At 65.1% G+C, this 21,235-nt stretch carries 19 protein-coding genes; 5 read left to right on the plus strand and 14 right to left on the minus strand.

The window, feature by feature from the left end; genetic code table 11:
* Positions 1-76: 76 nt before the first annotated feature.
* Positions 77-634: a sugar ABC transporter ATPase gene (locus ACODS5_RS11415; RefSeq protein ID WP_134691672.1), complete on the minus strand. Its 558-nt coding sequence runs from the start codon at positions 632-634 to the stop codon at positions 77-79.
* Positions 635-684: 50 nt separating this feature from the next.
* Positions 685-1,440, minus strand: a complete 756-nt coding sequence (locus ACODS5_RS11420; RefSeq protein WP_489108715.1) for a sulfite exporter TauE/SafE family protein — start codon at positions 1,438-1,440, stop codon at positions 685-687.
* A gap of 97 nt (positions 1,441-1,537) precedes the next feature.
* Between ACODS5_RS11420 and ACODS5_RS11425 the strand changes: the two genes are divergently transcribed.
* From ACODS5_RS11425 to leuA, 4 genes are all read left to right on the plus strand, one after another.
* Positions 1,538-2,416: a LysR family transcriptional regulator gene (locus ACODS5_RS11425; RefSeq protein ID WP_489108716.1), complete on the plus strand. Its 879-nt coding sequence runs from the start codon at positions 1,538-1,540 to the stop codon at positions 2,414-2,416.
* A 76-nt stretch (positions 2,417-2,492) separates the two neighbouring features.
* Positions 2,493-3,872 carry an exodeoxyribonuclease VII large subunit gene (gene xseA / locus ACODS5_RS11430; protein ID WP_134691674.1) on the plus strand — a complete coding sequence of 460 codons (1,380 nt, stop codon included), beginning with the start codon at positions 2,493-2,495 and terminating at the stop codon, positions 3,870-3,872.
* Between the two features lie 3 nt (positions 3,873-3,875).
* On the plus strand, positions 3,876-4,703 hold the full coding sequence (locus tag ACODS5_RS11435) for a M23 family metallopeptidase (RefSeq protein ID WP_134691675.1): 828 nt from the start codon (positions 3,876-3,878) through the stop codon (positions 4,701-4,703).
* A gap of 347 nt (positions 4,704-5,050) precedes the next feature.
* Positions 5,051-6,724: a 2-isopropylmalate synthase gene (gene leuA, locus ACODS5_RS11440; protein ID WP_134691676.1), complete on the plus strand. Its 1,674-nt coding sequence runs from the start codon at positions 5,051-5,053 to the stop codon at positions 6,722-6,724.
* Positions 6,725-6,974: 250 nt separating this feature from the next.
* Here the strand turns inward: leuA and ACODS5_RS11445 are convergent, their stop codons facing one another.
* The 3 genes from ACODS5_RS11445 to zwf are packed head-to-tail and all read right to left on the minus strand — an operon-like array spanning position 6,975 to position 9,836.
* Positions 6,975-7,649: a bifunctional 4-hydroxy-2-oxoglutarate aldolase/2-dehydro-3-deoxy-phosphogluconate aldolase gene (locus ACODS5_RS11445; protein WP_134691677.1), complete on the minus strand. Its 675-nt coding sequence runs from the start codon at positions 7,647-7,649 to the stop codon at positions 6,975-6,977.
* Between the two features lie 17 nt (positions 7,650-7,666).
* Positions 7,667-8,380, minus strand: a complete 714-nt coding sequence (gene pgl / locus ACODS5_RS11450) for a 6-phosphogluconolactonase (RefSeq protein ID WP_489108717.1) — start codon at positions 8,378-8,380, stop codon at positions 7,667-7,669.
* Positions 8,367-9,836: a glucose-6-phosphate dehydrogenase gene (gene zwf / locus ACODS5_RS11455; RefSeq protein WP_134691679.1), complete on the minus strand. Its 1,470-nt coding sequence runs from the start codon at positions 9,834-9,836 to the stop codon at positions 8,367-8,369. The genes pgl and zwf overlap by 14 nt, the downstream gene beginning before the upstream one ends.
* 190 nt (positions 9,837-10,026) lie before the next feature.
* Here zwf and hexR point away from each other — a divergent pair, with 190 nt between their 5' ends.
* Entirely contained in the window at positions 10,027-10,890 is an 864-nt protein-coding gene (gene hexR, locus ACODS5_RS11460) for a DNA-binding transcriptional regulator HexR (protein WP_218568155.1), read from the plus strand.
* On the opposite strand, the gene ACODS5_RS11465 is transcribed toward hexR, so the two are convergent.
* From ACODS5_RS11465 to ACODS5_RS11505, 9 genes are all read right to left on the minus strand, one after another.
* On the minus strand, positions 10,883-11,737 hold the full coding sequence (locus tag ACODS5_RS11465; protein ID WP_134691681.1) for a D-hexose-6-phosphate mutarotase: 855 nt from the start codon (positions 11,735-11,737) through the stop codon (positions 10,883-10,885). The two genes, hexR and ACODS5_RS11465, sit on opposite strands and share 8 nt — an antisense overlap.
* A gap of 117 nt (positions 11,738-11,854) precedes the next feature.
* Positions 11,855-13,198 (minus strand): carbohydrate porin, encoded by a 1,344-nt coding sequence (locus ACODS5_RS11470; protein WP_134691682.1) that lies wholly within the window; start codon positions 13,196-13,198, stop codon positions 11,855-11,857.
* A gap of 43 nt (positions 13,199-13,241) precedes the next feature.
* Entirely contained in the window at positions 13,242-14,396 is a 1,155-nt protein-coding gene (locus ACODS5_RS11475) for an ABC transporter ATP-binding protein (RefSeq protein ID WP_134691683.1), read from the minus strand.
* Between the two features lie 3 nt (positions 14,397-14,399).
* Entirely contained in the window at positions 14,400-15,245 is an 846-nt protein-coding gene (locus ACODS5_RS11480) for a carbohydrate ABC transporter permease (RefSeq protein WP_489108718.1), read from the minus strand.
* Entirely contained in the window at positions 15,238-16,146 is a 909-nt protein-coding gene (locus tag ACODS5_RS11485) for a carbohydrate ABC transporter permease (protein ID WP_023630395.1), read from the minus strand. The genes ACODS5_RS11480 and ACODS5_RS11485 overlap by 8 nt, the downstream gene beginning before the upstream one ends.
* Positions 16,147-16,280: 134 nt before the next feature.
* Complete coding sequence (locus ACODS5_RS11490) at positions 16,281-17,567, minus strand: ABC transporter substrate-binding protein (protein WP_489108719.1); 1,287 nt, start codon at positions 17,565-17,567, stop codon at positions 16,281-16,283.
* A gap of 115 nt (positions 17,568-17,682) precedes the next feature.
* Entirely contained in the window at positions 17,683-18,900 is a 1,218-nt protein-coding gene (locus ACODS5_RS11495; protein WP_489108720.1) for a D-mannose isomerase, read from the minus strand.
* Between the two features lie 122 nt (positions 18,901-19,022).
* On the minus strand, positions 19,023-20,477 hold the full coding sequence (locus ACODS5_RS11500) for an ATP-binding protein (protein ID WP_489108721.1): 1,455 nt from the start codon (positions 20,475-20,477) through the stop codon (positions 19,023-19,025).
* Complete coding sequence (locus ACODS5_RS11505) at positions 20,461-21,156, minus strand: response regulator (RefSeq protein ID WP_267967174.1); 696 nt, start codon at positions 21,154-21,156, stop codon at positions 20,461-20,463. The genes ACODS5_RS11500 and ACODS5_RS11505 overlap by 17 nt, the downstream gene beginning before the upstream one ends.
* Between the last annotated feature and the right edge of the window lie 79 nt (positions 21,157-21,235).

A 21,235-nucleotide genomic window follows, 5' to 3' on the forward strand; every position in this document is an offset into this window, starting at 1 on the left:
CCCGGGAGGGAAAAATGGAAGCGCGCCATTATACCCATCCATGGCGCGCCGCTCAATGCAAAAAAGGGGCCTTCGGTCAGCCTTGCGGCAGTTTTACCTGCACCACCGCCACTGGCTGATCCAGCCAGTCGGCGAAGCTGTCGAGGAAGGCCTGGGTAAACCCGGCCTCGCCCCAGTTATTGAAGATGAACCCCAGGTTGGAAAAGGCACACGGCTGCAGGTACAGAAAACCATTGATGTCGTCTTCGAAGCCGCACAGCGGGCAAGTGAAGTTGTCGCTCACCCCAGGCATCCACTCTTCCAGGCTCTCGAACAGCGGCTCGCCGACCTCGCGCCGGCACTCCGGGCAACCGGCTTCTTCGAGAAAACCGTCGGTGGGGGTGTAGATGCAGCGCTTGAGCATCACTTCCAGGCCGTTGACCTGCTCGCCAAGCGGCAGCTTCTCGGGGTGCAGCGCGATCTTGCGCGCCCCTGCGGCCAGGGCATGGCCCATGCGGTTGCCGGTACGGCCACAGGTGCTCAGTTGTTCCTCGACGATCTTCTCACGCACCAGCCAACGCAAAATGGCGCGGGCGCGGGCTTCGTGCACCGGCACGGTGGACAGCTTGGGGACGATGATGCTCTGGGTATTCATGCTTGAGGCGGGCCTGCGAACTGCGGTAATGGCGCAATTCTAGCGCCTGCTCAGGCGCTCAGGTAGCGACCGATAAGCGCCAGGCCGCTAGCCAGCACCAACCAGGTGACCAGGCGGATGAAGGCCTCGCGGGACAGTTTCAAGGTCAGCCGTCGCCCCAGCCAGGTGCCGACGAACATCACCGGCAGCAGGCAGGCGGCAAGCAGCAGCAGGCTGGTATCGGCATACACCCCGGCGATCAGGAACAGCGACAGGCGTACCACCGTGCTGCAGCTGATCAGCGCGACCTGGGTCGCGCGCACCTGTTCCTTGGCCTCCAGGCGGGCACTGAGGTAGATCGCGTAGAGGAATCCACCACTGCCGAACAAGGCGCCGAACAATCCGCCCACCGTGCCCATGGGCACCGCCCAGGCGCCCGACAGGCTAGCCGGGCGGACCTTGACCGCCAGGCCATAGACCGCATAGGCGGTCACGAAGATGCCCATCAGCAACAGCAACACATCGGACTTGAGCCGCAGCAGGAACACCACGCCCAGGGTGCAACCCACGGCCATGAACGGCAACAGCCGCAGCAGCTCGCCGCGCACCACATCGCGTCGCGACGGCAGCAGGTTGCCGAAGGCAGCGACGAAATCCAGCAGTACCAGCAGCGGAATGATCCGCGACAACGGCATGAAGTGGATCAGCACGGGGCCGGCGACCAGCGCGGTGCCGAAGCCGGCAATGCCGAAGACTATATAGGCCACCCCCACTCCCAGCAGGATGGGCGGCCAGTCGAACGTGGATAACGACAGTTGAGCAAGCATTGCGGCAGTTCCTTGGAAGTCCACTAAAGGTTAGCCAGCCACAAGCCATGCCTACTAATATGTATTTTTGCCATTAGCCATCTCTAAAAGGCATGACATGACTTCGATCCGCCAGCTGCGCTACTTCGTCGAAATCGCCGAGGCCGGCAGTTTCAGCGCCGCCGCCGAGCGGCTGTACATTGCCCAGTCGGCCCTCAGCCGGCAGATCAAGGAGCTTGAGCTTCACCTGGGCGCCGTCCTGTTCGAACGCACTGCCCGCCTGCCACGGCTGACCGTCGCTGGGCAGGCCTTTCTCGAGCGCGCCCGCCATCTGCTGGCCGACCTGGACAAGGCCGAGCGCCTGGCCCGGGAAATCGGCCAGGGCCTGCGCGGCAGCCTGCGCCTGAACCACTCCAGCACCGTGCCCCTGACCGGGCAACTGCTGCGGCGCCTCGGCGGCTACCTCGAGGACAACCCCGGCGTTTCCCTGGAGATCGCCCAGCAATCGTCGGAGGCGCAACTGGAGGACATCGCCGAAGGCCGCCTGGAGATCGGCCTGCTGCGCCTGCCGGTGCTACGCCAGCATGAAGGCGTGGAGTTGCATGCGCTGTTCGACGAACCCCTGCTGCTGGCAGTAGCGGCGGGCCACCCACTGGCCACGGCAAGCAGTGTGCGGCTGGGCCAACTGCGCGAGGAACGCTTCATTTCCATCCCCCATCGCCAGCGTGGCGGCCTGAGCTACCTGTCGGCGTCGCTATGCATGAATGCGGGGTTCTTTCCGCAGGCAGCACAGGTGGTATCGCGCAAGACCACGCAACTGCAACTGATCCAGGCCGGGTTCGGGGTGGCGTTGTTGCCGGCGAGCATGCGCGAGATCGCCCCACCGACGCTGCGTTTCGTGCCGCTGGACGAGGCGTGCCAAAGTACCGTGGCGCTGGCTTGCCGGCGCGATGCCGGCGAGCTGGTGCGCCAGTTCGTGGCGATCATGCAAGGCTGAAGGCCTCATCGCGGGTCAAGCCCGCGATAGAGGCCGGCACAGACAACCAGGCCTTCGCTCCTTTATGATGCCCGCCATGATCAGAGACCCTTTCGAACGACTCGGCCTGGACCGCGAGGTCCTCACCGTCAGCCAGCTCAACGGCCGCGCCCGCGTGCTGCTCGAGGACGTGTTCCGCAGCGTCTGGGTGGAAGGCGAGATTTCCAACCTCGCCCGCCCGGCCTCCGGCCACATGTACTTCACCCTCAAGGACAGCGGCGCGCAGATCCGTTGCGCGCTGTTCCGGCAGAACGCCGCCCGGGTACGCCAGGCCCTGCGTGACGGCCTGGCGGTACGGGTGCGCGGCAAGGTCTCGCTGTTCGAAGGGCGTGGCGACTACCAACTGATCCTCGATACGGTCGAGCCGGCCGGCGACGGTGCCCTGCGCCTGGCGTTCGAGGCGCTGAAGGAAAAGCTCGGCGCCGAGGGGCTGTTCAGCACCGAACGCAAGAAGCCGCTACCGGCGCACCCGCAACGCATCGGCATCATCACCTCGCCCACCGGCGCGGTGATCCGCGACATCATCAGCGTGTTCGGCCGCCGTGCGCCGCAGGTCGAGTTGAACCTGATTCCCACCGCGGTACAGGGCCGCGAAGCGATCAACCAAATCGTCCGCGCCCTGCAGATGGCCGACCGACAAGGCTTCGACGCGCTGATCCTGGCCCGTGGTGGCGGTTCGCTGGAAGACCTCTGGTGCTTCAACGAAGAGGCCGTGGCCCGCGCCGTGGCCGCCTGCGTCACGCCCATCGTCAGCGCCGTGGGCCATGAGACCGACGTGTCGATCAGCGATTTCGTCGCCGATGTGCGCGCACCCACGCCGTCCGCCGCCGCCGAGCTGCTCGCCCCCGACAGCAGCGGCCTGCAACAGCGCCTTGACGGCCTGCAACGGCGCCTGCTGCTGCGCATGCAGAACCGCCTGGCCCACGACCGTCTGCGCGTGGATGGCCTGGCCCGGCGTCTGCGCCACCCGGGCGAGCGCCTGCGCCAGCAGGCCCAGCGCCTGGACGACCTGGACATGCGCCTGCGCCGCGCCTTCATGCTCGACATGAACCACCGCCAGCAACGCCTTGGCCGCCTCGACATGCGCCTGGCCGCGCAGCATCCGGGGCGTAACCTGAAGCTGCTCAAGCAGCGCCTGGACAGCCTTGCCGAGCGCCTGCCGCGGGCCATGCGAGACCTGCTCAAGGACCGCCGCCAACGCTTCCAGGCGCAGCTGCAGACGCTGCAGGTGGTCAGCCCCCTGGCCACCCTCGCCCGCGGCTACAGCATCCTCCTGGATGAACGCGGCCAGGCCATCCGCAGCGCCGCGCAGACCCATAACGGCCAACGCCTGACCGCTCGCCTCAACGAAGGCGAGCTCAAGGTGCGGGTCGAGGACAACCACCAGACCCCGGTCACCCTCTCGCTACTGGACTGACACATGCCCCGCCTGTTCGCGCCCTTGCTTGCCCTCGCCCTGCTGCTGCCAGTCACCGCTGCCCAGGCCAGCTACATCACCCGCACCCTGAACAAACCGGTGCCCGGCGGCGTTGCGGTGGTCGACCTGGGGCCGGCCGCCAGCGCTCCATCGGCGCGCTTCGACGGCAAGCCGGTGCTGGTGGTCAACGAGCAGGGCAACTGGCTGGCGATCGTCGGCATCCCGCTGACGCAAAAGCCCGGCAATGCCGTGCTGACCCAAGGCGGACGCAGCATTGCCTTCAGTGTCGCCAGCAAGAAGTACCCCGAGCAGCACATCACCTTGAAGAACAAACGCCAGGTCAACCCTGAACCGCAGGACCTCAAGCGCATCGACCGCGAACTGGCCGAGCAGATCAAGGCCTACCGCAGTTTCAGCCCTGTGCTTCCGAGCAACCTGATCCTCGACAAGCCGGTCAACGGCCCGCTGTCGAGCAAGTTCGGCGTGCGCCGCTTCTTCAATGGCGAGGAGCGCAACCCGCATGCCGGCCTGGACTTCGCCGTGCCCGCCGGCACGCCGATCAAGACCCCGGCCAATGGCAAGGTGATCCTGGTGGGCGACTACTTCTTCAATGGCCGCACGGTGTTCGTCGACCATGGGCAAGGCTTCATCAGCATGTTCTGCCACATGTCCAAGATCGACGTGAAGCCGGGCCAGGCGCTGCGCCGTGGCGAGGTGGTGGGCCGTGTAGGTTCGACCGGTCGGGCCACCGGGCCGCACATGCACTGGAACGTCAGCCTCAACGATGCGCGGGTGGACCCGGCGATCTTCATTGGCGCGTTCCAGCCCTGAAATCGCAATCACGGGGGCCCGCTCCCACGCAGCCAACGGTGGCCCCGCGATTTGCGCAATGAAAAAACTTAAAGCAAGAAAATATCAACAAACCAAAATCAATGGACATAAAAAATCAGTAAACTCGTTTTTTTAAGCATTTCTATCAATTTTTCCGCACTGCTTGCCATCCCCCAACCCACTGGTTAGGGTTGAGCACATGAACATCTTCAGCACCCTCCTCCAACAACACCGCAGCCTCTGCCTGGTCAGCGCCCGACTACCAGGGTGAATCGCGTCGCCTCGCCTTTTCATCTCGTACACGTTCGGCAGGCCCGATCACGGCCGCACATAAAAGGAATGCTTGCATGACCATGCTCAAAGATCCCTCGAAGAAGTACCGCGCCTTCCCGACCATCGACCTGCCCGACCGTACCTGGCCGTCGAAGACCATCACCCAGGCGCCGATCTGGTGCAGTTCCGACCTGCGTGATGGCAACCAGTCGCTGATCGAGCCGATGGATGCCGAGAAGAAGCTGCGTTTCTGGAAGACCCTGGTGCAAGTAGGCGTGAAGGAAATCGAAGCGTCGTTCCCGTCTGCATCGCAGACCGACTTCGACTTCGTGCGCACCCTGATCGAAGACGGCCACATCCCGGACGACACCACCATCCAGGTGCTCACCCAGGCCCGTGAAGACCTGATCGCCCGCACCTTCGAATCCCTGCGCGGCGCCAAGAAGGCCATCGTCCACCTGTACAACGCCACCTGCCCGTCGTTCCGCCGCATCGTCTTCAACCAGGACAAGCAGGGCGTCAAGGACATCGCGGTCAACGCCGCCAAATTGTTCGTCAAGTACGCCGCGCAGCAGCCGCAAACCCAGTGGACGTTCCAGTACTCGCCTGAAACCTTCAGCGCCACCGAACTGGAATTCGCCAAGGAGGTGTGCGACGCGGTGATCGAGGTGTGGAACCCAACCCCCGAGCACAAGATCATCCTCAACCTGCCGGCCACCGTCGAAGTCGCCACGCCGAACGTCTACGCCGACCAGATCGAGTGGTTCTGCCGCAACATCAACCGCCGTGACAGCGTGATCATCAGCCTGCACACCCACAACGACCGTGGCACCGGCGTCGCCGCCACCGAGCTGGGCCTGATGGCCGGCGCCGACCGTGCCGAAGGCTGCCTGTTCGGCAATGGCGAGCGTACCGGCAACGTCGACCTGGTGACCCTGGCGCTGAACCTCTACACCCAGGGCATCGACCCGCAACTGGACTTCTCCGATATCGACGGCGTGCGCAAGGTCGTCGAGGAGTGCAACCAGCTGCCGGTGCACCCACGTCACCCGTACGTCGGCGACCTGGTCCACACCGCCTTCTCCGGCTCGCACCAGGACGCCATTCGCAAGGGCTTCGCCAAGCAGCAGGACGGCGAACTGTGGGAAGTACCATACCTGCCGATCGACCCGGCCGACATCGGCCGCAGCTACGAGGCGGTGATCCGCGTCAACAGCCAGTCGGGCAAGGGCGGCATCACCTACCTGCTCGAGCAGGAGTACGGCATCAGCCTGCCGCGCCGCATGCAGATCGAGTTCAGCCAGGTGGTCCAGGGCGAAACCGATCGCCTGGGCCTGGAAATGACCGCCGAGCAGATCTACAAGCTGTTGCAGAAGGAATACCTGCAAGCCAACGCGCCGTACGCACTGGTCAGCCACCGCCTGCAGGAAGAGAACGGCAGCAGCCACGTGCAAGTGGAAGTCTCCGGTGAAGGCGAAACCACCCTGCACTGGCACGGCAAGGGCAACGGCGCCCTGGAGGCGCTGGTCGCCGGCTTGCCGGTCAACGTCGAGATCATGGACTATAACGAACACGCCATCGGTGCCGGCACCAACGCCAAGGCCGCGGCCTATATCGAGCTGCGCGTGGCCGGTGGTCGTCCGGTGCACGGCGTGGGCATCGACGAGAACATCACCACTGCCAGCTTCAAGGCACTGTTCAGCGCGCTGAACCGCTCGCTGAGCCAGCAGCAGGCCAAGGCGGCGTAAGCCATCGCAGAAAAGCAAAGCCCGCATCCTTGATGCGGGCTTTTTTGCCTGTGGCAGGGCACTGCATACCCGTGTAGGAGCGGCCTTGTGTCGCGAAAGGGCCGCAACGCGGCCCCCAGGATATCAGCGTTCATGCAAAGATCGCTGGGGCCGCTTGGCGGCCCTTTCGCGACACAAGGCCGCTCCTACAGGCGAAAAAAAGGGGCGCCGACCAAGCGCCCCATAACCGTGTAGCACACAACGAAATCGGTCAGTCCAGCAGCGCCATCGCCTCGGCGCTGCACGCCTCGATCCGCGCCCAGTCGCCGTTCTTGATCCAGCTGCTGTCGAGCATCCAGGTGCCGCCCACGCACATCACATTGGGCAGGGCCATGTAGTTGCGCACGTTGGCCGGGTTGACCCCGCCGGTGGGGCAGAAGCGAATGTCGCCAAACGGGCCGCCGAACGCCTTGATAGCCGCCACGCCGCCGCTGATTTCCGCTGGGAACAATTTGAAGCGGCGGTAGCCCAGGGCATACCCCAGCATGATTTCCGATGGCGTGCTGATACCGGGCAGCAGTGGAATGTCGCTTTCCACACCCGCCTGGAGAACGTCCGGGGTGATGCCCGGGGTAACGACGAACTGCGCGCCCGCCGCCTCGACGGCCGCGAACATGCCGCGGTCGAGCACGGTACCGGCACCGACGCACAGCTCCGGTCGCTGTTCACGCAGCACCTGGATGGCCTTCAGGCCGTGCTGCGAGCGCAGGGTCACTTCCAGGGTGCGGATGCCGCCAGCGGCCAACGCGTCGGCCAGGGGCAGGATGTCTTCCTCACGGGCGATGGTGATCACCGGCAGGATGCGCGCCTTGTTGCAGATCGCGTCGATGCGTTCGGCTTTCTCGGCCATCGAGAGCAAAGGCTGGGGGCGTTCGAGGGTGGTCATGACAATGGGTCCTTGGCTCATGGGCACCAGTAGATGTCCAGGGGGTCGTGAAGAAAGGCGCGAATCGGCATTTCGGTTGGGTCTTCTGCCGCCAGCGCGGTGCGCAGGGTGGCGAGCTTGCCCGCGCCCTGCACCGACAACAGGGTCAGGCCGGCAGTGGCCAGCAGTGCGCGGGTCATGCTCAGGCGCTGGTGCGGCACGCTGGGCGCCAGCATCGGCAGGCAGCGGCGTTCGCCGACCTTGGCCAGGCCCTGGCGCAGGTTGGGGCTGGCCGGGAACAGCGAGGCGGTATGGCCATCGTCGCCCATGCCCAGCACCAGCACGTCGATCGGCGGCAGGTCGGCCAAAACCTGGTCGGCTTGCTCGGCAGCGGCTTCGAGGGTGGCAGCGGATTGGTAGAGCCCAATAAAACGGGCCTTGGCCGCCGGCCCCTTGAACAGGTGGCGGGCCAGCAGGCCGGCGTTGCTGTCGTCGTGCGCCACCGGCACCCAACGCTCGTCGGCCAGGCTCACGGTGACCCGGGCCCAGTCCAGCGCCTCGCCGGCCAGCTTCTCGAGAAACGGCACCGGGCTACGCCCGCCAGACAGCACCAGGCAGGCCTGCCCCTTGCTGGCGATCGCCTGGCGCAAGCGCTCGGCCACATCATGGGCCTGGGTCGCCGCCAAGGTTTTCGGATCGGCCAGCTGATGGACCTTCACGGTCGCAGGCAGTTGCAGTTCAGATATCGCCATACCAGGCCCTCCCATCGCGGGTAATCAGTGCAATCGAGCTCATCGGCCCCCAGGAACCGGCCGCATAGGGCTTGGGGGCGTCGCCGGTGTGCTTCCAGCCAGCGATCAGCTGGTCGCACCACTTCCAGGCGTACTCGATCTCGTCCTTGCGCACGAACAGATTCTGGTTGCCGCGCATCACTTCCAGCAGCAAGCGTTCGTAGGCATCCGGAATCCGCGCGCTGCGCCAGGTGTCGGAAAAATTCAGCTGCAGCGGGCCGCTACGCAGTTGCATGCCCTTGTCCAGGCCCTGCTCCTTGGTCATCACCCGCAGCGAGATGCCTTCGTCCGGTTGCAGGCGGATGATCAGCTTGTTGCCGATCTGCAAACGCTGTTCCGGGGCGAAGATGTAGTGCGGGGTTTCCTTGAAGTGGATGACGATCTGCGACAGTTTCTGCGGCATGCGCTTGCCGGTACGCAGGTAGAACGGCACGCCCGACCAGCGCCAGTTGCGGATATCGGCACGCAGGGCGACGAAGGTCTCGGTGTCGCTCTGGGCGTTGGCGTTGTCCTCTTCGAGGTATCCCGGCACCGGCTTGCCGTCGCTGAAACCGGCGATGTACTGGCCGCGCACCACATGGGTGCTCAGACCCTCGCCGGTGATCGGCGCCAGTGCCTTGAGCACCTTGACCTTCTCATCGCGGATACTGTCGGCCGAGAGATCGCTGGGCGGGTCCATGGCGATCAGGCACAGCAGCTGCAACAGGTGATTCTGGATCATGTCGCGCAACTGGCCGGCCTTATCGAAGTAGCCCCAGCGGCCCTCGATGCCGACCTTCTCGGCGACGGTGATCTCCACGTGGGAGATGGAGTTCTGGTTCCACTGGGTTTCGAACAGGCTGTTGGCGAAGCGCAGGGCGATCAGGTTCTGCACCGTCTCCTTGCCCAGGTAGTGGTCGATGCGGTACACGCGGTTCTCGGGGAAGAAGCGCGCCACGGCATCGTTGACCCGGCGCGAAGATTCCAGGTCGTGGCCGATGGGTTTCTCCAGCACTACCCGGGTGCGCGGCGCCAGGCCTGCACGGTCGAGGTTTTCGCATATGGCGCCATAGACTGCCGCCGCCGTGGCGAAATAGGCAATCAGTGGCTGATCGCTCGGCGCCTGTGCGGCCAGGGCCTGGTAGCCCTCGGGCTCGACGAAGTCCAGGTGCAGATAGCTCAGGCGCCCGAGGAAGCGGCCCAGGGAGGCAGCGTCGATTTCCGCCTCCGGCACATGCAGGCGCAAATGGGCCTCGATGTTGTCCAGGTGCGCCTGTGCGCTACCGGCTTCGCGGGCCAAGGCCAACAGACGAGTGTCCGGGTGCAGGAGGTCGGCACGGTCGAGCTGGTAGAGCGCAGGAAACAGCTTGCGCAATGCCAGGTCGCCGAGGGCGCCAAAAAGGGCAAAGGTGCAAGGTTCGACACTGATCGCTGCCATGATGTTGGTTCTTTTATAAAGTTGAGCTAGGAATACCGCTTTCAATCCTGCTTTTCAAGGGTCAATGTAGTAAAAACCACAACATTAGTAACAACCATTACAGACAAGTGGTGTGACAATCTTACCGACAGTAGGATACACAGCATCGCAAAAAGCTTGCTTCCCGACCCAAGGACCCACCATGGACCGCGTGCGCAACCTCCTGGAACAGATCCAGGGCCGCCTCGACGAGCTGAACAAGGCCGAGCGCAAAGTCGCCGAAGTCATCCTGCTCAACCCGCAACAGGCCACCCGCTTCAGCATCGCCGCCCTGGCCCAGGCCGCCAAGGTCAGCGAACCGACCGTCAACCGCTTCTGCCGCTCGTTCGGCGTCAGCGGCTACCCCGAGCTCAAGCTGCAACTGGCGCAAAGCCTGGCCAGCGGCGCCGCCTACGTCAGCCGCGCGGTGGAGGCCGACGACGACCCGGCGGCCTATACCCAGAAGATCTTCGGCAGCGCCATCGCCTCGCTGGACAGCGCCTGCCAGGCGCTCGACCCGCAACAGGTCAGCCGCGCCGTGGACATGATGATCCAGGCCCGGCAGATCCACTTTTTCGGCCTCGGCGCCTCGGCCCCGGTGGCCCTGGACGCCCAGCACAAGTTCTTCCGCTTCAACCTGGCGGTGACGGCCCATGCCGATGTGCTGATGCAGCGCATGCTGGCCTCGGTGGCGCATACCGGTGATCTGTTCGTGATCATCTCCTACACCGGGCGCACCCGCGAGCTGGTCGAGGTGGCGCGCCTGGCACGGGAGAACGGCGCCTCGGTACTCGGCATCACCGCCGCCGGCTCGCCGCTGGCCCAGGCCTGCAGCTTGAGCCTGTTCCTGCCGCTGCCCGAAGACACCGACATCTACATGCCGATGACCTCGCGGATCATCCAGCTCACCGTGCTCGATGTGCTGGCCACCGGCATGACCCTGCGCCGCGGCGTGGACTTCCAGCCGCACCTGCGCAAGATCAAGGAAAGCCTCAACGCCAGCCGCTATCCGGTCGCCGACGACGACCTCAGCTGAGCCGGTGCGCCTGCAAGCGCAGGTGTGCCCGCTCGCCCGGGGCCAGGCTGAGGCCCTCATCGCTGCCACTGGCGACCTCGACGCAGACGAACCCCTGGCACTCGCGCCCGCTCACGCCCATCAATGGCCGGTTGCCCGGGTGCCAGACCACGGTGTCGTCGCTGTCTCCGGTATCGATGCACAGCTCACGCTGCCAGGCCGGATCCTGCAACTGCACCCGCGGCGTGCCCGGGTAGACCTTCTGGCAGCCGCCCTTGAGCGTCAGCGCGCCATCTTCGCGGCAGGCCTGCCGATTGAGGCGATCATAGCCGTCGATGTCCTCGAGCCCAGACAGCGCTATCTTCGACACGTCGCTGATGCGCCAATAGGCCAGTAGCGCATGGCTCAGCTGACAGGGCTCGCTGTCCTGGTGCTCGGTGCAGAGGCTCAGTTCCATGCTCGCGCCCAGGCGGGCGTGCAAGTCGACCTGCCAGTCGCACAGGTCCAGGCGCCAGGTCAGGCTCACGCCCTCCTCATCCTCGCGGCTGTCGACCAGCTTCCAGTCCAGAAGCCGCGCCCAACCGTGGGCCGGCCACAGGTCCTCGCTGGGATGGCGACCGTACCAGGGCCAGCATACCGGCACGCCGCCACGTATGGCGCCAACCTGCGGCCATTGCTCGGCGCACCACAGCCAGGGCTTTTCACCGGCCGGCTGGAAATGCAGCAACTGCCCGCCCTGGCGGCTGAACACCGCCTGGCAACGGGGATGATCGATGATCAGGACATCGCGCTGCTGGTAACGCTCCCACTCGAAGGTTGGCCGGGGCCTTTGCCCAGTGAAGAAGCGATGTAGCGGATGTTCAGGCATGGTTCCAAGCTCTTTTGTTGTTCGAGATAGCGCTGTCTTGGCCTGGTCCCACTCACCACTGCTGACCAGTGGTGAGTGGGAGGCCAAATGGATGGCGTAAATTTACAACAATTTTTCTCAGAATGACGACTGAATCTTCAAGCCCGCGACCAGCGCGTTGTCCACCTCGTCGACCCCGCCTGGGCTCTTGATGTACTGCAGGTTGGGGCGCACGGTCAGCCAGTTGGTGACATGGAAGCCGTAGTAGAGCTCGGCGTTGTATTCAGTGCGTTGCAGCGGCACGAAGCCTGGGTTGTCGTAGTCGTTGATGCCGGACTGGGCGTTGAGCAGTTCGGCACGCTTCTTCACGTCGTCGTTGACGTGGATACGGGCGATGCCGAAACCGATGTCGTCCTTGGGCCGGGCATCGAAGGCGCCCTTGTAGACCAGGCCGACCTGCTGGTAGTTGTCGACCACGTTGGTGGCCTTGTCGTGCACGGTGAAGTTGGCGAACAGGCTCAGGCCGCGGTTGACGTCGCCGGCCTGGGCGGTGACTTGCTGCTGCGCCACCACCCACCAGCCATGCTTGCTGGAGCGCGACTTGAACGCCGCTCCGGTCAGCGCCTGCGGGTTGCCGTTGACGTCGTCGTACACGTCGTCGGCCTTGGCGGTGCTGTAGTAGTAACCCAAGCGGTACTCGCCGGGCAGGCCGTTGACCTTGGGCGACCACACCGCCTCCACCGGCAGGATCGCGCCCTTGGTGCCGCTACCGCTGAGCTTGAAGCCGTTGCCGGTCTCCAGGTTCGACGGGTTCTGCTCGAAGGCGCCGACCTGGACGAAGAATTCCGGGGTGATGTTGTACTTGACCCGCAGCGCCCACTGGCTGACCGGCCAGTTGTACCAGATGCCGCCAACCCAGTTGCCTACCTGCGAGCCGCAGAACGCCAGGTTCTGGAAGTCGCAGGGGAAGCTGTTGAAGTCCTCGCCCTCGCCGAAGCGGCCGAATTTCACATCCAGGGCCCCATCGAAGTACTTCTGCTTGATCCACATCTGGGTCAGGCGCCAGGTCTGGCCACGGCCCCAGACCTCTTGCACCGAGCTGAACTGCCCGGCACGTGGGTCGCTGATGCGGTCGTTGGACAGGTTGCGGCCGCTACGTTCGGTGATTGCCAGCTTGAACTCGGTGTCCTTCCAGCCGAAGATCTTCTCCAGGTCCAGGTGCGCGCCCAGGGCGAACTGGTCGCTGTAGCGGGCTGTCTTGTCATCGTTGTAGCCGCCGTGCAGATTGCCAGCCACCTCCCCCACATAGTCGAGGGTGAAGTCGTAGCCCTTCTCCAGCAGCTCGGTGCGGGTGCCGCCCCAGTCGCCGGTCATCCATTTGGACTCCGACGAGAAAGCCTCGGCGGCCTGGGCCCCGCTGCTGCCGACCACCGCCAGCAGCGCCAGCGAGCCCAGGGTTGTGATGCGATTGCGCTGTTCCATCCCTTAACGTCCTCTTTTCTTGTTATGCATTGTTGTAGACGATTCAACGGCCCTTGAAGCGAGCCACGTTGTCCTTCACCGCATTGTCATCGGCCCTCAGATCCAGGCGTTCGCCACTGGCTGCGTCGAACAGCAGCACCCGTGCCGGGTCAAATTGCAGGTTGAGGCTGTCACCGACCTGGCATGCCACATCGGGCGCCAGGCGACAGCAGACCTTGGTCTGGTTGAGGGTGACGAACACCAGCAGGTCCGGCCCGGTGGGCTCGGTAACCTGCACCTCGGCGCGGATACCCGGCAGGCCATTGCCCTGCGCCGTGCCCAGGCTGATCTGCTCCGGACGCACGCCAAGGATCACCTCACGCCCCTCCAGCTCATCCGCCGCCACGCCCAGCGGCAGCTCGCAGCGCGCCTGGCCGCTGTCGAGCAGGGCCAGCACCCGGCCTTCCTGGCGGCTCAGGCGCACCGGGATGAAGTTCATCGGCGGCGAACCGATGAAGCTGGCGACGAACAGGTTGGCCGGGTCGTTATAGATCTGCTGCGGGGTGCCGAACTGCTGGATGATGCCGTCCTTCATCACCGCCACCTTGTCGCCCAGGGTCATGGCCTCGATCTGGTCATGGGTGACATACACCGTGGTGGTCTTCAGCCGCTGGTGCATCAGCTTGATCTCGGTGCGCATCTCCACCCGCAGCTTGGCGTCGAGGTTCGACAGCGGTTCATCGAACAGGTAGATCTTCGGCCGCCGCGCCAGCGCCCGGCCCATGGCCACGCGCTGCTGCTGGCCGCCGGACAGCTGCCCGGGCTTGCGCCCCAGCAGGTGCTCGATCTGCAGCAGCTTGGCGACCCGCGCCACCTCTTCGTCGATGGCCGCCTGGGGCAGCTTGCGGATCTTCAGGCCAAAGGCGATGTTGTCGCGCACGTTCATGGTCGGGTACAGCGCGTAGGACTGGAACACCATGGCGATGTCGCGATCCTTGGGGCTCATGCCGCTGACGTCCTCGTCGTCGATGAGGATCGCCCCGCCGCTGATGCTTTCCAGGCCGGCGATGCAGTTCATCAGCGTCGACTTGCCGCAGCCCGAGGGCCCGACCAGGATCAGGAACTCGCCGTCCTTGATCGCCAGCTGGATATCCTTGAGCGTGTCCGGCAGGCCCGCGCCGTAGGTCTTGTGCACATTGCGAAGCTCGAGTGTTGCCATGACTTACCCCTTGACCGCGCCGGCGGTCAGCCCGCGCACGAAATACTTGCCCGCAATCACGTAGACCAGCAGCGTCGGCAGCCCGGCGATCATCGCCGCGGCCATGTCGACGTTGTATTCCTTGGCCCCGGTGCTGGTGTTGACCAGGTTGTTCAAGGCCACGGTGATCGGTTGCGAGTCGCCGCTGGAGAACACCACGCCGAACAGGAAGTCGTTCCAGATCTGGGTGAACTGCCAGATCAGGCAGACCATGATGATCGGCGTCGACATCGGCAGGATGATCCGCCCGAAGATGGTGAAGAACCCGGCGCCGTCCAGGCGCGCGGCCTTGACCAGCGCCTCGGGGATGCTCACGTAGTAGTTACGGAAGAACAATGTGGTGAAGGCCAGGCCGTACACCACATGCACCAGCACCAGGCCGCTGGTGGTGCTGGCCAGGCCGAGCTTGCCGAGGGTGAACGAGGCCGGCAGCAGCACGGTCTGGAACGGCAGGAAGCAGCCGAACAGCAGCAGGCCGAAGAACAGCTGCGAGCCACGGAAGCGCCACATCGACAGCACATAGCCGTTGAGCGCGCCGATGGCCGTGGAGATCAGCACCGCCGGCACGGTGATCAGGATCGAGTTGAGGAAGTAGCCGTTGACCGTGGCCCAGGCCTTGGCCCAGCCGATGCCGCTGAACGCCGCCGGCCAGCTCAGCAGGTTGCCGCTGCCGATGTCCTCGGGGGTCTTGAAGCTGGTCAGCAGCATGACCACCAGTGGCACCAGGTACAGCAGCACCGCCAGCAGCAGCACCGCGTGGATGGCGATGCGGCTGAGGTTCAGCGCGGGTTTGTCGACAGGACTAGTCATGGCGTTTGCCCCGCAGTTCGGAGTACAGGTAGGGGACGATGATCGCCAGGATCGCGCCCAGCATGAGGATGGCGCTGGCCGAGCCCATGCCCATCTGCCCACGGCTGAAGGTGAACGAATACATGAACATCGCCGGCAGGTCCGAGGAGTAGCCCGGCCCGCCCGCGGTCATCGCCGCGACCAGGTCGAAGCTCTTGATCGCGATGTGCGCGAGGATCATCAGCGAGCTGAAGAACACCGGGCGCAGGCTGGGCAGCACCACGGTCCAGTAGATGCGCGGCAGGCTGGCGCCATCGAGCTGGGCGGCGCGGATGATCGACTGGTCGACGCCGCGCAGGCCGGCGAGGAACATCGCCATGATGAAGCCCGAGGCCTGCCACACGGCCGCGATCACCAGGCAGTAGACCACCCGGTCGGGGTCGATCAGCCAGTCCAGGCGAAAGCCTTCCCAGCCCCAGTCACGCAGCAGCTTGTCCAGGCCCATGCCGGGGTTGAGCAGCCACTTCCAGGCGGTACCGGTGACGATCATCGACAGCGCCATGGGGTACAGGTAGATGGTGCGGATGAAGCCTTCGCGGCGGATGCGCTGGTCGAGCAGCACGGCAAGGAACACGCCGATGGCCAGGGTGATGCCGATGAACAGCCCGCCGAACAGCAGCAGGTTCTTGCTCGCCACCCACCAGCGGTCGTTGTCGAACAGCCGGGCGTACTGCGCCAGGCCTGCCCACTTGTAGGTGGGCAGGAAGGTCGAGGTGGTGAACGAGAGGACGAAGGTCCACAGGATGTAGCCGTAGAAACCCACCAGGACGATGAACATGCTCGGCGCCAGCACCAGTTTCGGCAGCCAGCGCTGCAGCGCGTCCAGGGGTGAGGCCCGCAGGCGGGCGGTTGCTGTGGTCATGATCTGGGTTCCCGATGCGAGATTGCCTGCACGCGCCTCATCGCTGGCAAGCCAGCTCCCACAGGTACAGGTGTGCTCAGGCTGATCACTGTACCTGTGGGAGCCGGCTTGCCGGCGATAGGGCCGTCAGATCCTTACTTGGCGGCGTTGACGGCTGCGGCCAGCTTCTTCGCCGCGTCGGCCGGATCGGCCTTGGGATCGTTGATGTAGTTGGTCACCACATCGAAGAACGCCCCCTGTACCGCCAGGGTGGTGGCCATGTTGTGCGCCATGCTCGGTTGCAGGCCGCCGGACTTGGCGTCGGCCAGGAAGTCCTTGGCTGCCGTCTGGGCACAGCTGTCGAAGCCGTACTTGCCCATGTCGGCGAGCATGTCGTTACGCACCGGGATCGAGCCCTTGTTGATGCTGAAGACCTTCTGGAAGTCCTCGCCCAGGACCTTGCGGGCGATGTCCTGCTGGCCTGCCGCGGTACCCTTGTCCTTCTGCTTGAACACCACCAGCGAGTCGATGTTGTAGAGGAAGGCCTGGTCGGTGCCTGGGAAGGCCACGCACTGGTAGTCCTTGCCGGCGGTCTTCTTCGCCAGGGTCCATTCGCTCTTGGCCCAGTCGCCCATGATCTGCATGCCGGCCTTGCCGTTGATGACCTTGGCCGCTTCAAGGTTCCAGTCCTGGCCCTTGCCGTCAGGGTCCATGTAGGTGGCGACCTTCTTCAGCTCGCTGAGCGCCTTGACCATCTCGGGGCCGGTCAGGGCCTTTTCGTCCAGCTCGACCAGGGCCTTCTTGTACCCCTCGACGCCCATCACCGAGAGCACCACATTCTCGAACACGGTGCTGTCCTGCCATGGTTGGCCACCGTGGGCCAGTGGGATGAAACCGGCGGCCTTGAGCTTGTCGGCGGCGGCGTAGAATTCATCGAGGGTAGTCGGAGCCTTGTCGATACCGGCCTTCTTGAACACTTCCGGGTTGATCCACAGCCAGTTGATACGGTGGATGTTCACCGGCACGGCCACGTAGTCGCCGTCGTACTTCACGGTGTCGGCGACTTTCTTGTCGAGCAGGCCGTCCCATTTCTCGTCCTTGGCCACGCCCTTGAGCACGTCGGGATCGAGCAGCCCGGTGGCGGCCCAGTCCTGGATATCCGGGCCCTTGATCTGCGCGACCCCGGGCGGGTTGCCGGCCACGGCGCGGCTCTTGAGCACGGTCATGGGGGGGGCGGCCCCCCCCCCACCCCCCCCGCCGCCCTTCCAGGTGAAGCCGTCCTTCTCGACCTGCGCCTTGAGCACGTCGACCGCGGCCTTCTCGCCGCCGGAGGTCCACCAATGGACGACTTCCACGCTGCCTTTGGAATCGGCGGCCTGGGCACTGAGGGAGAACAGGGAAGCGAAGGAGATCGCGGCGGCGAGACGAAGCGTCGGATGCATGGGATTACCTTTCTTGTTGTTATGCGAGGCAAGACTGTCGCTTGCATGGCATGGAGTGTAGGGAGCTCGCGCCCGGCGCCAGGTAACGAACGGATGCGCGAATGTCATCGTCTGGTTACAAAGCCAGAGCCGTGGCCAGGCTCGGCGCCAGCGGCAGGCGTGGCAGCAGCAGGGCCTGGTAGGCGTGGTAGAGGTCAGGCTTGCCGCCCCAGATGCGCGCACTGGGCAGCAGGGCCGGGTCGAGTTCGTGGTGCCAGCCGCCGTGGGCGCGGTCGATGAAGTGGCTGGCGATGAAGTCCCAGAAGCAGCGGTACCAGTGTTCGTACTGGGCTTCACCGGTACGTCGCAACAGCGCCGCGGCAGTGGCACAGGCCTCGGCATGCACCCAGTGCAGGCGCTCGCGCACCACCGGGCGATCGTGCCAGTCCAGGGTGTAGACCAGCCCCTGCATGCCATCTGCCTGCCAGGCGTGGCGACAGGCGCTGTCGAACAGGCTCCGGGCGGCTGGCAGCAAGGACGCGGGCGCAGGCAGTCGCGCCCTTTGCAGGGCCGCCTCCAGGTGCAGTAACAGGCGCGCCCATTCGAAGGCGTGGCCCGGCGTGGTCCCGTAGGGACGGAAGCCATCGGCGGGGTTTTCGCGGTTGTAGTCGGGGAGCGCCTGCCACTGCGCATCGAAATGCTCCGTGACGCGCATACTGTCGTCGGCGGCGCGGGCCAGGACCAAGCGCTCGACGATCCGTTGGGCGCGCAGCAACCACTGCGTGTCGCAGGTGACGTCGGCCAGGGCGAGGAAGGCCTCGACGCCGTGCATGTTGCTGTTGGCGCCCCGGTAGGCCTCCGCGTGCAGCCAGTCGCGGGAGAACGACTCGCGCAGGGCGCCCTCCTCTTCGCACCAGAAGCGCTGCTCGATGACCTGGGTGACCGCCTCCAGCAACGCCGACGCCTGGCTGATGCCCGCCACCACCGCCGAGCTGGCGGCAAGGGCGACGAAGGCATGCAGGTAGGCGGCCTTGCCGGTGTCGCCATGACCTTCGGGCTGCGCGTACCAGCCGTCATGCTCCAGGTCGCGCAACGGGCCTTGCAGGGCGCCGATGCCATGTTCGACCAGCTCGCGGCAACCCGGAACACCCTGGATATGCGCCAGGGCGAAGCTGTGGCTCATGCGCGCGGTGTTCATGGTTTCGGCCAGGGCCCCACGGGGCAGCCGGCCCTGGTCATCGAGGTTGCCGAAACCTTGGGGCAGGCGCGAGGCCCTGGCGAAGGCGAGCAGGCGCAGGGCCTCGGCGTCGAGCCATGCATGGTGTGTCGGGGAGTCGATCCAGCGGTTGGCCATGGGCGAGGTCTTCCTTGTTGTTGTCAGCCGATTCTAGTCAGCCGTCCTGGCTGGCATGTCACGAAGACCGACTCGATTGTCACCACATCGTTACATCCAAGTCTTTATCGCGGGGCAAGGGCTCATTCGGCTGTACGCGGCAGGTACAAGGTCACCCGCAATCCCCCTTCACGCAGGTTGACCAGGCTCACCTCGCCACCATGGCTGTGAGCGATGTTGCGCGCGATCCCCAGCCCCAACCCATAGCCCTGCTGCTGCCCGGCCAGGCGGAAGTGCGGTTCGAATACCTGTTCCAGGCGCTGTTCCGGCACCCCCGGCCCCTGGTCGTCCACCTGCAGCACGAAGCTCTCGGCGGTATCGATGATACGCAGCTGCGCGCGCTCGCCGTACTTGATGGCGTTGTCGATCAGGTTGCCGATGCAGCGGCGCAACGCCAGCGATTTGCCGGGGTACGGTGCCAATGCCTGCCCCTCCACGGTGATGCGCCCATCGCCGAGATAAGGCTCGGCCAGCATCTCCAGCACCTGGTTGAGATCGATCGGCTCGATGTTCTCGTGGATATCGGTGTCCTTGACGCATTGCAGCGCGCCCTTGACCAGCAGCTCCAGCTCGTCGAGATCGCGGCTGAACTTGGCCTGCAGCTTTTCGTCCTCGAGCAGTTCCACGCGCAGGCGCAGGCGCGTGATCGGTGTGCGCAGGTCATGGGAAATGGCGCTGAACAGCTGCGAACGCTCGGTCAGGTAGCGGCTGATCCGTTCACGCATGCTGTTGAACGCCCGCCCCACCTCGACCACCTCGCTGCCGCCGCCTTCGGCCACCGGGGCCACGTCGGCGCCCAGCGACATTTCCCGCGCCGCCCGTGCCAGGCGCTTGAGCGGTCGGCTCTGCCAGTGCACCAGCAGGCCGATGAACAGCAGCAACAGCACGGTGGTCAGGGCAATGAAGCCGATCTGCTGACGCGGCAGGCGTTCGGCCTCGAGGCTGGTGTAGGGCTCGGGCAGCAGCGAGGCGATGTACAGCCACTCGCCCTCGCCGAGGCGGATCTGGGTCACCAGCACCGGCGGGTTGAGCGGCTCGAGGGTGAGCGAATAGTGCGCCCAGGAGCGGGGCAGCTCATCGAGTTTCAGGCCGCTGTTGAAGATGCGCAGATCGTCGGGGCTGACGAACTCCACGGAGATCTCCATCTGCTGGCCAAGGCGCTCGTGCAGCACCTCCTGGAATACGTCGATCACCGCCTGCTTGCGCGGGGTGATCGGCAACACCGGCATTTCCAGCGGTTTGACGTTGAGCGAGACGAAGAAGCGCGTGCCGCCCATGCTGCGCAACTGGTCCAGCACCATGGGCCGGTAGGCCACCGGCAGCGAGCGGAAGTAACTGACACTGGCACTCATCGAATGCGCGAGGCTGCTGGCGCTGGCGCGCAGGCCCTGCAGCTGGCTGGCGCGCAACTGCGCGACCCAGATCACGCTGGACAGGCCCTGGGCCAGCAACACCACCAGCAAGGTAAGCAGCAGCATGCGCCCCAGCAGCGAGCGCGGCAGCAGGCGCCAGCGACGCTCGTCAGGCCGGGCAGACATTGGCCGCCAGCAGGTAGCCGCTGCCACGCACGGTGCGGATCAGCCGGGGTGGTTTTTCCGTGTCGCGCAGGCGCTGGCGCAGGCGGCTGACCGCCATGTCGACGATACGGTCCAGCGGCATCGGCTCGCGGCCCCGGGTGGCGTTGCCGATGGTGTCGCGGTCGAGGATCTGCTGCGGGTGGTCGAGAAACAGTTTGAGCAGGGCGAAGTCGGCGCCAGAGAGGATCACCTCTTCGCCGTCGCGGTGGAACAGGCGGTGGCTGATCGTGTCCAGGCGCCAGTCATCGAAGGCCAGCACCGCACTGGCCGGCGCCGCCTGGCCGAAATCGGCACGGCGCAACAAGGCCTTGATCCGCGCCTGCAACTCACGCGGGCTGAAGGGTTTGCCGAGGTAGTCATCGGCGCCCAGTTCCAGGCCGATGACCCGGTCGGCTTCATCGGAGCTGGCGGTAAGCATGATGATCGGCACCCGCGCCTGGCGCGGGTGCTGGCGAACCCAGCGACACAGGCTGAAGCCGTCTTCGTCGGGCAGCATCACGTCGAGGATCACCAGGTCGTAGGGGTTGGCGTCCAGGGCGCGGCGAAAGCCCTGGCCGTCAGGTTCGGCGTGCACCTGCAGGCCGCAGCGGGCGAGGTAGGTCTGCAGCAGTTCGCGGATGTCCTGGTCGTCGTCGACCATCAGGATCGATTTGCCGGCAGTGGTCACAATGGTCAGTCCTTTTGTAAACGCAGATCTTGATGCCTGCTGTGGGGACCGC

This window comes from Pseudomonas sp. FG47 (assembly GCF_057809115.1).